Source organism: Stenotrophomonas sp. STEN225 (genome assembly GCF_056756445.1).
The window spans coordinates 17,764-29,458 of the sequence record NZ_JBRRBV010000027.1 but is presented as its reverse complement, the minus strand read 5'-3'; the positions used below and the strand labels follow the sequence as shown (position 1 = coordinate 29,458).

Annotated in this window: 13 protein-coding genes; 5 read left to right on the top strand and 8 right to left on the bottom strand. The window is 67.0% G+C overall.

Annotated elements, in window-relative coordinates:
* Positions 1-323: 323 nt before the first annotated feature.
* The gene (purB, locus tag ACVOJ1_RS18385; protein WP_128987758.1) at positions 324-1,691 is read right to left on the bottom strand and encodes an adenylosuccinate lyase; all 1,368 of its coding nucleotides are present in this window, start codon (positions 1,689-1,691) and stop codon (positions 324-326) included.
* A gap of 290 nt (positions 1,692-1,981) precedes the next feature.
* On the opposite strand from purB, the gene ACVOJ1_RS18380 reads away from it, so the two are divergent.
* Positions 1,982-3,418, top strand: a complete 1,437-nt coding sequence (locus ACVOJ1_RS18380; protein WP_065182914.1) for a class II fumarate hydratase — start codon at positions 1,982-1,984, stop codon at positions 3,416-3,418.
* A gap of 58 nt (positions 3,419-3,476) precedes the next feature.
* Here ACVOJ1_RS18380 and ACVOJ1_RS18375 read toward each other — a convergent pair whose 3' ends face one another.
* The 7 genes from ACVOJ1_RS18375 to ACVOJ1_RS18345 all read right to left on the bottom strand — a co-directional run bounded on the left by ACVOJ1_RS18375 (position 3,477) and on the right by ACVOJ1_RS18345 (position 8,060).
* Complete coding sequence (locus tag ACVOJ1_RS18375) at positions 3,477-3,902, bottom strand: hypothetical protein (RefSeq protein ID WP_053515382.1); 426 nt, start codon at positions 3,900-3,902, stop codon at positions 3,477-3,479.
* A gap of 89 nt (positions 3,903-3,991) precedes the next feature.
* Positions 3,992-4,603, bottom strand: coding sequence for a YggN family protein (locus tag ACVOJ1_RS18370; RefSeq protein ID WP_346480748.1), 612 nt, complete (start codon positions 4,601-4,603; stop codon positions 3,992-3,994).
* Positions 4,604-4,633: 30 nt separating this feature from the next.
* Positions 4,634-5,518, bottom strand: coding sequence for a DUF4097 family beta strand repeat-containing protein (locus ACVOJ1_RS18365; protein ID WP_053515386.1), 885 nt, complete (start codon positions 5,516-5,518; stop codon positions 4,634-4,636).
* Between the two features lie 22 nt (positions 5,519-5,540).
* The gene (locus ACVOJ1_RS18360; RefSeq protein ID WP_180875577.1) at positions 5,541-6,566 is read right to left on the bottom strand and encodes an ABC-2 transporter permease; all 1,026 of its coding nucleotides are present in this window, start codon (positions 6,564-6,566) and stop codon (positions 5,541-5,543) included.
* Complete coding sequence (locus ACVOJ1_RS18355) at positions 6,563-7,453, bottom strand: ABC transporter ATP-binding protein (RefSeq protein WP_065176059.1); 891 nt, start codon at positions 7,451-7,453, stop codon at positions 6,563-6,565. Before ACVOJ1_RS18355 ends, ACVOJ1_RS18360 begins: the two co-directional genes overlap by 4 nt.
* A complete protein-coding gene (locus ACVOJ1_RS18350) occupies positions 7,453-7,812 on the bottom strand; it encodes a GntR family transcriptional regulator (protein WP_053515392.1) in 360 nt (119 codons plus the stop codon). The genes ACVOJ1_RS18355 and ACVOJ1_RS18350 overlap by 1 nt, the downstream gene beginning before the upstream one ends.
* Before the next feature lie 2 nt (positions 7,813-7,814).
* Positions 7,815-8,060, bottom strand: coding sequence for a hypothetical protein (locus ACVOJ1_RS18345; RefSeq protein ID WP_053515394.1), 246 nt, complete (start codon positions 8,058-8,060; stop codon positions 7,815-7,817).
* Between the two features lie 365 nt (positions 8,061-8,425).
* Here ACVOJ1_RS18345 and ACVOJ1_RS18340 point away from each other — a divergent pair, with 365 nt between their 5' ends.
* The 4 genes from ACVOJ1_RS18340 to ACVOJ1_RS18325 all read left to right on the top strand — a co-directional run bounded on the left by ACVOJ1_RS18340 (position 8,426) and on the right by ACVOJ1_RS18325 (position 11,692).
* Positions 8,426-9,013: a glutathione peroxidase gene (locus ACVOJ1_RS18340; protein WP_053515396.1), complete on the top strand. Its 588-nt coding sequence runs from the start codon at positions 8,426-8,428 to the stop codon at positions 9,011-9,013.
* 96 nt (positions 9,014-9,109) lie between these two features.
* A complete protein-coding gene (locus ACVOJ1_RS18335) occupies positions 9,110-10,087 on the top strand; it encodes an FKBP-type peptidyl-prolyl cis-trans isomerase N-terminal domain-containing protein (protein ID WP_065176057.1) in 978 nt (325 codons plus the stop codon).
* Positions 10,088-10,110: 23 nt separating this feature from the next.
* Positions 10,111-11,460: a UDP-glucose dehydrogenase family protein gene (locus tag ACVOJ1_RS18330; protein ID WP_053515400.1), complete on the top strand. Its 1,350-nt coding sequence runs from the start codon at positions 10,111-10,113 to the stop codon at positions 11,458-11,460.
* The gene (locus tag ACVOJ1_RS18325; RefSeq protein WP_053515402.1) at positions 11,453-11,692 is read left to right on the top strand and encodes a SlyX family protein; all 240 of its coding nucleotides are present in this window, start codon (positions 11,453-11,455) and stop codon (positions 11,690-11,692) included. The genes ACVOJ1_RS18330 and ACVOJ1_RS18325 overlap by 8 nt, the downstream gene beginning before the upstream one ends.
* Positions 11,693-11,695: the final 3 nt, after the last annotated feature.

Here is an 11,695-nt window from a genome sequence, read left to right as displayed (position 1 = left end):
AATCCAAAAAACCAAAGAGGGACGCGGCAAAGCCGCGTCCCTCCTTCACATTCCGTCCCGACAACAAATGCGCTTCGATCCGTCACCGGGATGCTGTCAGAGGTGGGGCGGTTTGGGTTCGCGGGGGTGTCCGCGGTTTGGTTGCCGCGGCAACCCCCCCTGGGAGGGTTACAGGGCGTCCCCCGCTAACCCAACCCGCCCCGCCCAACTCCCAGCAATCCAGAGCCTGGACCGCTGTTGCTGTTGCTGTTGCTGTTGCTGTTGCCTTGGCAGTACACGCCTGCCGCAGGCAGCGCCGCGGCCGCCGCCGCAAAGAAAACCCCTCAGATCTTCTTCGCCAGCGCCTCGGCCAGACCGGTATAGCTGCCCGGGGTCATCTCCAGCAGCCGCTGCTTCGCATCCGCCGGCAGCTCCAGCCCCTGTACGAACGCCCGCATCGACTCGGCGGTGATGCCCTGGCCGCGGGTCAGTGCCTTCAGCTGCTCGTACGGGTTCGGCAGGCCGTGGCGGCGCATCACCGTCTGCACCGCTTCGGCCAGCACTTCCCACGCCGCATCCAGGTCGGCATCCAGGCGCTGCGGATTCACCTCCAGCTTGCCCAGTCCCTTGGCCAGCGAGTCCAGCGCCACCTGGCTGTGGCCGAAGGCGGTACCCAGCGCCCGCAGCACGGTGGAGTCGGTCAGGTCGCGCTGCCAGCGGCTGATCGGCAGCTTCGCGCTGAAATGCTCGAACAGCGCGTTGGCGATGCCGAAGTTGCCTTCGGCATTTTCGAAATCGATCGGGTTGACCTTGTGCGGCATGGTCGACGAGCCGACTTCGCCTTCCTTCAGGCGCTGCTTGAAGTAGCCCAGCGAGATGTAGCCCCAGATGTCGCGGGCCAGGTCGATCAGGATGATGTTGGCGCGGCGGGCGGCATCGCCGATTTCGGCGACGTTGTCGTGCGGCTCGATCTGCGTGGTGTACGGGTTGAACACCAGGCCCAGCCCGGTCACGAAGCGTTCGGCGAAGGCCGGCCAGTCCACGTCCGGGTAGCTGGCGACGTGCGCGTTGTAGTTGCCGACCGCACCGTTGATCTTGCCGGTCAGCTCGACCGCGGCGATCTGGCGGCGCTGACGCTCCAGGCGCGCCACCACGTTCGCCAGCTCCTTGCCCAGGGTGGTCGGCGAAGCGGTCTGGCCGTGCGTGCGCGACAGCATCGGCTGCGCGGCCTGGGCGTGGGCCAGGCCACGCAGGGTGGCGGCGATGCCGTCGAGCGTCGGCAGCAGCACCTCGCGGCGCGCCTGCTCGAGCATCAGGCCGTAGCTGAGGTTGTTGATGTCCTCACTGGTGCAGGCGAAATGCACGAACTCCAGTGCCGGCGCCAGCTCGGCGTCGTCCTTCAGCTGCTCCTTGATGAAGTACTCCACCGCCTTGACGTCATGGTTGGTGGTGCGCTCGATCTCCTTCACCCGGGCGGCATGGGCGGGGCTGAAACCGCTGGCCAGCGCGCGCAGACGGGCGGTGGCGGCTTCGGAGAACGCTGCAAGCTCGACGATGCCTGGCTCGGCGGCCAGCGCCAGCAGCCACTCCACCTCGACCGTGACGCGGGCCTTGATCAGGCCGTACTCGGAGAAGATCGGGCGCAGGGCATCGACCTTGCCGGCGTAGCGGCCATCGAGCGGGGACAGGGCGAGCAGGGCGGAATCGGACATGTCGGCAGGGCGGGAGCGAGCGGCGGGGCCGATATTCTACGACGCGTGGCCTTCGCATGCTTGGCAGCACCGGGCCACGCCGGGCGCAGGGAGGCTGCGCGCTGTCCTCGCCCGGCCGGGCCCGGCGCTCCCGATGGGCAACGGTGCCGCAGATGAAACGATCCGGCCCGCTTCCGTCATGCCATGCAACGGGCAAGAGAGTATCGTGATTGCCGCCGCCAGCCCGGGAAGCGACACCCTGCCAGCCGCCGCTTCCCTTTCCCCAACTGAAGTAGTGCGGAGTCGATGCAATGAGCAAAGCTGCAAGCAAGGGTGCCTCCCGGGCGTTCCGGATCGAACACGACAGCATGGGCGAGCTGCAGGTGCCTGCCGATGCCCTGTGGGGCGCGCAGACCCAGCGCGCCGTGCAGAATTTCCCGGTGTCCGGCCAGCGCATGCCGCGCGGGTTCATCCGTGCGCTGGGTCTGGTCAAGGGCGCCGCTGCCGGCGTCAACGCCGAACTGGGCCACCTGCCCAGGAACGTGGCCAAGGCGATCCAGGCCGCCGCCGCGGAAGTGGCGGCGGGCGACTGGGACGCGCATTTCCCCATCGATGTCTACCAGACCGGTTCGGGTACGTCCTCGAACATGAATGCCAACGAGGTCATCGCGACCCTGGCCAACCGCGCCGGCAAGGCCGGCAAGACCACGGTCCATCCCAACGACCACGTCAACCAGGGGCAGAGCTCCAATGACGTGATCCCGACCGCGCTGCGCGTCTCGGCGGTGCTGGCGGCGCACGAACAGCTGCTGCCCGCGCTGGCGCATCTGCGCAGGACCATCGACAGGAAGGGCCGCAGCCTGCGCAAGGTGGTCAAGACCGGCCGTACCCACCTGATGGACGCCATGCCGCTGACCTTCGAGCAGGAGTTCGGTGCCTGGTCGGCACAGCTGGCATCGGCACAGGCGCGCATCGAGGACAGCCTCAAGCGCGTCCGCCGGCTGCCCCTGGGCGGCACCGCCATCGGTACCGGCATCAATGCCGATCCGCGTTTCGGCGCTCAGGTGGCCAAGGCCCTCAAGCAGCACTCGGGTTTCAAGTTCGACAGTGCCGACAACAAGTTTGAAGGCCTGGCCGCGCAGGACGATGCGGTGGAGCTGTCCGGCCAGCTCAATGCGCTGGCGGTGGCGCTGATCAAGATCGCCAACGATCTGCGCTGGATGAATGCCGGGCCGCTGGCGGGGCTGGGCGAGATCGAACTGCCGGCCCTGCAGCCGGGCAGCTCGATCATGCCGGGCAAGGTCAATCCGGTGATTCCGGAGGCGACGGTGATGGCCTGCGCGCAGGTGATCGGTCACCACACGGCGATCACGGTGGCCGGGCAGACCGGCAATTTCCAGCTCAATGTGACCCTGCCGCTGATCGCGGTGAACCTGCTCGAAGGCATCGGCCTGCTGGCCAACGTGTCGACGCTGCTGGCCGACAGCGCCATCGCAGGCCTGAAGGTGCGCGAGGATCGCGTGGCGGAGGCGCTGGCGCGCAACCCGATCCTGGTTACTGCGCTGAACCCGATCATCGGCTATGAGAAGGCCGCGGCAATCGCCAAGCGCGCCTACAAGGAACAGCGGCCGGTGCTGGAGGTGGCGCTGGAGGACAGCGGCCTGGGCGAAGCGGAACTGCGGCGCCTGCTGGATCCGACGGCGCTGACCGCTGGCGGCATCCATGCGGGAGGCGGTGGCGGCGGTTGATCTGCCGAGCAGGCTTGCCGGGCCAATGAGAAACGCCGCCCTCGGGCGGCGTTTGCGTTCAGCGACGGTCGGCGACGATGTTGCCGAAGGTCTCGGTGTAGTCCTTGAACTCGGGGATGCGCTGGATCAGGTCGCCTGGAATGACGTCCATGCCCTCCGGCGGCTGGATCTTCACCGGCTGCATGTTCGGATCGGCCGGGGCGGCCACCAGCGTGTTCTGGCGCAGTACCTGCAGCTTGCCGAACATCGTCTGCAGCATCTGTTTCTGCGCATCGTCCAGCGGAATCTGGATCTCGTCCATCTTCATCGTGCCGTCGGCCAGGATGATGATGTTCGGTGCCGGTGGACGGCGCACGGTCACCATGCCTTCGCTGACGGAGATCTTGGGCTTGCCACGCTCTGCGCGGTGGTTGCGGTAATCCTGGTCGCAGCCGGCCAGGCCCAGGCAGAACAGGGCAGCCAGCAGCAGAAACAGCTTCTTCATGACGATTCGATCGGGGGCATCCGGGGTGCCCATTGTAAGCCCGGTGGCGGCAGCGGGGACCCGCTGCCGGCCGGCTGCGCTGAAGTGTCTCAGTTGGAGAAGGTGACCGAGCTGTCCTTCCCGCAGTCGTCGACGTCGCTCTGGTCCATGCTGGCGTAGGGCTTGAAGGCCGGCAGTTCGCGGGCAAGCGCCTGCTGGCTGGCCAGCATCGCCGGCAGGCGGTCGCAGATGCGCTTGGCCTGCGCTTCGATCTTGGCGGCCTCGGCGTTGATCCGCTTCTCCACGCCTTCGCTGTCACCGCTGAAGATACCCTTGAGCGCTTCACCGGCAGCGCTGGCACCGAGCTTGGCACCGGCCAGGCCGACATTCATCCCGTCCGTCGCGATGGCGACCACGTGACCGCGGTACTCCAGCAGCTGGCGGCGCTGCGCGTCGTTGGTCGGCACATCCTTGCCGCCGATCAGCAGATGTCCATCCGGCGTGATCTCCGCGCGCGGCTGATTGTTGGCGGAGATCTTGATGTTGCCCTCAGTGATCTCCCTGCGGGCCTCATCCATGGCTTCCTGGACTTTTCTGCCAACGCCGCTGGAGGTTTCGGCGACGCTCTTGCCGACACTGGTGTCGGGCGCGGAAGACGTGCCACCGCAGGCGATCAGCGGCAGGCACAGCAGGGTGGCAGGCAGCAGGCGCATCAGGTTCATGGCATTCCCCTCGAATCGGTGGGTTGGGATTTACTTGTTGCGGGGCAGGGTGACCCTGCCGCTGACGTTGCGGTGCACGACGTCGCCGCTGCCGCTGTGATCGACGGTCAGGTTGCCGCGCACGCCATCGACGTCGACGTCGCCGGAACCATGGCTGCGCACGTGCACATCGCCGCCGATGTCACCCAGGTCGATGCCCCCCGAGCCCACCACGCCGATCTGGACGCTGCCCTGCACGCGCTTGAAGTCGACGTCGCCCGATCCGACCGTGTCCAGGCGTGCGTTGCCACGCACGTCGCTGATCGTGAGGTCGCCGGAGCCGACCGTGCCGACGATCGCGTCGCCCCCGATGTTGCGCGCCTTGACGTCACCCGAGCCGAGCGACAGCAGGTTCAGTGCGCTGCCACCGTCGATCTCCAGGTCGCCGGAGCCGACGGAGGCATGGATGGTGCCGCGGGTGCCGCGCGCAACGGCGTCGCCGGAGCCGACATCCACGCTCAGTGACTGCGCGTTGTCGATGCTGGCATCGCCGGAGCCGACCTTGAACTGCAGCGGCAGGTTGTCCGGCACGCTGCCGCGGATGTCCAGCCAGGCGTAGAAGTTGCCCAGGTTCAGGCCGGCACGGCTTGCGCGGCGCAGGCTGACCACCAGCTTGTCGCCTTCCCGGCGCTGGTCCAGCACCAGCTGGTCCAGCAGATCCTGGCTGGACGCGCAGGCACGGCCGTCGAGCTGACCGCCTCCACTACGGGCGGTCACCTTCAGATCGAACTGGTTCACCTCGAACACCACCGCCTTGGCACCGGCCGCGTCCAGCTTCAACGTGCGTGCAGCGGTGAACTTGCAGTTGGGTGCATCGGCGGCCAGGGCCGACAGCGGCATCAGCAACAACGCGGTACAGGCGAGCAGGGAACGCATGGGTGGTGGCTCCGGTAAGGGGTCAGATTTCGCCGGCGCGGCGGCGCAGGCGGATGGCAAGGAAGATGAAAAGCGCGCCGAACGCAGCGCCGATCCACAGTCCCGGCATCGCCAGCGACTTCAGCTGCGCGACCGGGCCCATCAGCGCGGTGACCGATTCCAGGTCCGCACGCGAGTCCTGCAGGCCGGTGCGGTAGATCAGGTCCATGCCGGGCACGCCACTGAGCAGCAGGCGACCGACGACGTTCTGCCAGAACCAGCCGCTGGTGAGCCCGAACAGGGTCATGACCTTGGTGGTGGAGACGATGATCCCGGCGAACAGCGGCAGCATCACCGCCCACAGGAACGGCTTGGACTTGGCCCAGGCCGAGCACAACAGCAGCCAGCCGGCGGTCGGCAGCGCCCACAGGACGTAGACCGGAATCCAGGACAGGTGGCCGGCGGCCAGGGTCAGCGGGCTGGCCGGTCCCCAGATCAGGTTCATCGGGCTGCCACCGTGCAGCGCGGCCACCAGGCTGATGATGGCGAGGAAGCCGAACATGGTCAGGATGCCCGCGACCACTGCGATCAGCGGGGCGATCACCAGCGCGCTGATCACCTTGGAAAGCACGGTCTGGGTATCGGACAGTGGCAGCGATTTCCAGAACAGGATGCTGCGGTCGCGGCGGTCGTCATACAGCGCGCCAAGGCAGTAGAAGAACATCACGAACGCCAGCACCAGGAACGGCCAGGCCGAACTCAGCACCAGGGTCAGGTCGAGGCCGTTGCCCAGGTCGGCCATGTCCTTGGCACTGATGTTGCGGGTCAGCAGCGCCAGGTCCAGGCCGTTGATGTTCACGTCCTCGCCATCGATGTGCAGATTGCCGTCGCGCGCAGCCCGATGCAGGGCGAACAGGCCGAAGGCGATGCCCACACCGCTCATCAGCAGCGACACCACGCCGGCGATCACCGGCGCATAGAGGAACCCACCACGGTTCTCCCAGTATTCACGCTTGAGCAGCCAGCGCAGCGTGCCGGCGGGGCCGACGGGATGATTGACGGCGTTCATGCGTAGGTCCCCTTCATGACAGCGACGAACAGATCAGCCAGGCCCGGGCTGCGGGTCTCGCCAAGGGAGGTGAGCTGGTCACGCGGCACGCCGTCATACAGCAGCACGGTCTTGCCGAAAGCCAGGGCGCGCTCGTCGATCGGCTTGAGCGCACGCGCGGTATCGAGCTGCTCGGCGTTGACCAGCAGCTCGGTGTAGCGTTGGCCGACATCGTCCATCTCTGCGTCGAGCACGATGCGGCCGTCGCGGATGAACATGACGTCGCTGAGGATGTGCTCGATCTCTTCGACCTGGTGGGTGGTGACGATGATCGTCTTCTGCTCGTCGAAGTAGTCCTCCAGCAGGCGCTGGTAGAACTCCTTGCGGTACAGGATGTCCAGGCCCAGGGTCGGCTCGTCGAGCACCAGCACGCGGGCGTCGATGGCCATCACCAGGGCCAGGTGCAGCTGCACGATCATGCCTTTGGACAGTTCGCGCACGCGCTGCTTCGGCTGCAGCTTGGTGTTGGCCAGGAAGCGCTCGCAGCGGGCACGATCGAAGCGTGGATGCACGCCGGCGACGAAGTCGATGGCCTCGCGCACCTTCAGCCAGCGGGGCAGCACCGCGACGTCGGCGATGAAGCAGATGTCCTTCATCAGCTCATCCCGATGCAGGCGCGGGTCGCGGCCGAGCACGCTGAGGTCGCCTTCCACCGTGGTCAGGCCGAGGATGGCCTTCAACGCGGTGGTCTTGCCGGCACCGTTGGGTCCGATCAGGCCGATGATCCGGCCCGCCGGAATGGTGAAGCTGGCATTGTCGAGCGCGACCGTGCTCTTGTAGGCCTTGCGCAGGCCGCGGGCGGTGATGACCGCGTCGCTTGCAGCGGTACTGGTGAGGCTGGCATTCATCAGACTTTCCCCTGGGTCAGCAATTCGTCGAGGCTCAGCCCCAGGCGCTGGATGCGCTCCAGGACGGCCGGCCATTCTTCATTGAGGAAGCGCTCGCGCTCGCTGCTGCGCAGCTGCGTGGCCGCCTGCTCGGTCATGAACATGCCCAGGCCCCGGCGCTTCTCGACCAGGCCTTCGTCAGCCAGTTCCTGGTAGGCGCGCGAAACGGTGATGGGGTTGAGCTGGTAGTCGGCGGCCACCTGGCGCACCGAAGGCAGGGCATCGCCCGGCTTGAGGATTCCGTCGAGCATCATGGCGATCACGCGCTCCTTCAGCTGGCGGTAGATGGGAGCGCCGTCGCTCCACTGGATGTCGCTCATGGTCAGCTCCGTGGGGTCAGCGGCTGTGCGAACGAGAAATACGGCATGGACAGGGAGCTGTGCAGCCGACGCGGGGGGGAGGGTGAAGCTTCCGGCGTCCCGGCCGTGGGAGTGGGCGCGTCCTGCGGGGTATCGGACAGAGAGGGGGCGGCGGGCGCGCGTGGCGAGGCCAGCCACGCCATCACCAGCAGGGTCGAAACGGCGGTGATCGCGGGAGCGGTGACGTTGCGATGCATCCGGGTGTTCATGGCATACCCCCTGTCTCAGGTGACTGGTGTTGTATGCAACTATAACACCGGCACGCCGACGTGCAACCCCCGACATGACCCAACTGATGGCAGGGGGTGTCATGGCATAGACGCAATTCTGCAAGCCATTGATTTGAATGCGGAATGATGCTCGGTGGGCGCGGGCCGTCGCGTCGTTTCCATTCAGCTGCGTCCATGCTATGTCAAGCACCGGCCAGCTTCTGGCTCCGGCTGCGTTGCCGCCAATCCGCGCAAAGCGCCGGGGCGGTCGCGCGGCGGGGTGCCCCCGGGGCCGGTGCTATAGTTCGGCCGATTCCCGGCCGCTCCCGGCCGGGCCCTGTGAATGGCCACCGCGGACCGCTCCGATGCCCCTGCCGACCGTCTTCCCGCGCCGCCTGCGCGGTCTTTCCCTGCTGACCCTGCTGGCCGGGCTGGCCCTTCCCGGCCTCACCCTGGCCGCCGATCTGCTGGATGTGGACTACCGGCCCCTGGCCGGCAAGCAGCAGGTCAACCTGCAGCAGCGCTATCACGGCCAGGTGCTGCTGGTGGTCAATACCGCCAGCAAGTGCGGGTACACGCCGCAGTACGAAGGCCTGGAAGCGCTGCAGCAGCGCTATGCACGCCGCGGGTTCGCGGTCCTCGGCTTCCCGTCCAACGATTTCAAGGGCCAGGAACCCGGTGACGAAGCGCAGATCCAGGAATTCTGCACGCTGACCTATGGCGTGAAGTTCCCGATGTTCGAGAAGGTCCACGTGGTCGGCGCGCAGGCCACCCCGCTGTACCAGCGCCTGACCGCGGCAACCGGCGTGGCGCCGGGCTGGAACTTCCACAAATACCTGGTCGGCCGCGACGGCAGGGTCATCGCCCAGTTCGCCAGCAAGGTCACGCCGGATGATCCGCAGCTGATCGCGGCCATCGACAAGGCACTGGCCGCGCCCGCCGCCACGCGTTGATATCCGGCACGGATGCCTCGACATCGACGGCATGCGTGCGACAATGCTTCTTTTCGCGCCGACGTCGGCGCCCAGTCACTTCCAGGAATGCAGCGAATGAAGATGGGAATGCGCGGCGCAGCGGCGTCGGTTCTGATTCTGGCGATGGGCACTTCGGGTGTCGCTCTGTCGCAACAACCGGCGGCCCCCGCAGCCGCCAAGGAGACCGCAACCTTGAATTCCCCCAAGCAGAAGCTCGGTTACGCCATCGGCCTGGATGTCGCCAAGTCGTTCACCCCGATCGCCGATGAAATCGACGTCGCTGCCCTGCGCACGGCCGTGGAGCGTTCGTTCGAAGGCCTGCAGCCGCAGATCACCCAGGAGCAGGCCAAGGCCACCGATGCCGCCCTGCGCCAGGTCGTGATGGCCCGCAGCGGCCAGCAGGTGCCGGGCGTTGCGCCGGGCTCTCAGCCGCCGAAGGTCGATCGGGTGAAGGTCGCACAGATGATCGGCTCCTACTCGGTGGGTCCGTCGCTGGCACAGCTGAAGGACGACATTGACGTTGCGTCGCTGTTTGACGCAATCAGCACTGGTCTGAGCAAGGGCCAGCCGAAGATGACCGAGGCTGACGCCACGGCCACCATCCAGGCGTTCATGGGCGCCAAGCAGGCCGAAATGCAGGCCAAGGCTGCCCAGGCTGCACAGACCAACCGTCAGGAAGGCAACGCATTCCTGGCCAAGAACAAGACCCAGCCGGGCGTGGTGACCACGGCCTCGGGGCTGCAGTACCAGGTGATCCGCCCGGGCAGCGGCGAGCGTCCGCTGCCGACCAGCAAGGTGCGCGTGAACTACGAAGGCAAGCTGCTCGACGGCACCGTCTTTGACAGCTCCGCCAGCCGTGGCCCGGCCGAGTTCGGCCTGGACCAGGTGATCAAGGGCTGGACCGAAGGCGTCGCGCTGATGCCGGTCGGCTCCAAGTACCGCTTCTGGATCCCGGGCGAGCTGGCCTACGGTGAGAACGGCACCCCGGGCGGCCCGATCGGTCCGAACGCCACGCTGACCTTCGACGTCGAACTGCTGGGCGTCCTGCCGTAAGCCACCACGGAGCCTGCACGGACATGCGCGTTGCGATTTTCGGTACCGGTTACGTCGGCCTGGTGACGGGCACCTGCCTGGCCGATGTCGGCCACCAGGTGATCTGCGTCGATATCGACCAGGGCAAGGTCGATGGCCTGAACCAGGGCATCATCCCGATCTATGAGCCGGGCCTGGAGCCGATGGTGAAGGCCAACCACGCTGCGGCGCGGCTGGCGTTCACCACTGATGCGGCCGCGGCGATCGCGCATGGCCAGGTGGTGTTCATCGCCGTGGGCACGCCGCCGGACGAGGATGGCAGCGCCGACCTGCAGTACGTGCTGGCCGTGGCCCGCACCATCGGCCGGCACATGAGCGTGCCGACCGTGGTGGTCAACAAGTCGACGGTGCCGGTCGGCACCGCCGACAAGGTCCGTGCAGCGATCACCGACGAACTCGCGGCGCGCGGCGCCGACATCGCCTTCGATGTGGTCTCCAACCCGGAGTTCCTGAAGGAAGGCGACGCGGTCGCCGACTGCATGCGACCGGACCGCATCATCATCGGTGCCACCAGCGACGAGTCGGTGGCGGTGATGCGTCGCCTGTATGCACCGTTCAACCGCAACCACGACCGCGTGGTGGAGATGGACGTACGCTCGGCCGAGCTGACCAAGTACGCCGCCAACGCGATGCTGGCGACCAAGATTTCGTTCATGAACGAGATCGCCAACATTGCCGAGCGTGTCGGCGCCGACGTCGAGCAGGTCCGCCAGGGGATCGGCTCGGACCCGCGCATCGGCTGGCATTTCATCTATCCGGGCGCCGGTTACGGTGGCTCGTGTTTCCCCAAGGATGTGCAGGCGCTGGCCCGCACCGCCCAGCAGAGCGGCCTGGAGCCGAAGCTGCTGAACGCGGTGGAAGCGGTCAACGATGCGCAGAAGGGCCACCTGTTCGCCCTGGTCCAGCGCCACTATGACAAGGGCGAGGACGAGGGCGTGCGCGGCAGGACGTTCGCCGTGTGGGGGCTGGCCTTCAAGCCGAATACCGACGACATGCGCGAGGCCTCCAGCCGCCGCCTGCTGGCGCAGCTGTGGGAGGGTGGGGCGACCGTACGTGCGTTCGACCCCGAAGCCATGCACGAAGCGCAGCGCATCTTCGGTGAGCGCGATGATCTGGTGTTCTGTGACAGCGCCGATGACGCGCTGCAGGGCGCCGATGCGTTGATCGTGGTGACCGAATGGAAGCAGTTCCGCAGCCCTGATTTTTCGATGCTGCGCGAACGGCTGAAGGACGCGGTGGTGTTTGACGGCCGCAACCTGTACGACCCCGCCGAGGTCGAAGCGGCGGGCCTGGCGTACTACGGCATCGGCCGGGGGCGTTCACTGCATGTCTGAGCTGCCGACCGAACGCGAGCAGGCGCTGGAAGCGCGCCTGGTCGAGCTGGAGATGCGTGTGTCCTTCCAGGAACACGCGCTGGCCGAACTGAGCGACGCACTGGCCGATGCCCGGATGCAGGGCACCCGCAACGCCGATGTGCTGCGCGTGCTGCTGGAAGACCTGGGCAAGGTCCGCAACGCACTGAATTCCTCCGATCCGGCGAGCGAACCGCCGCCGCCGCACTACTGATCC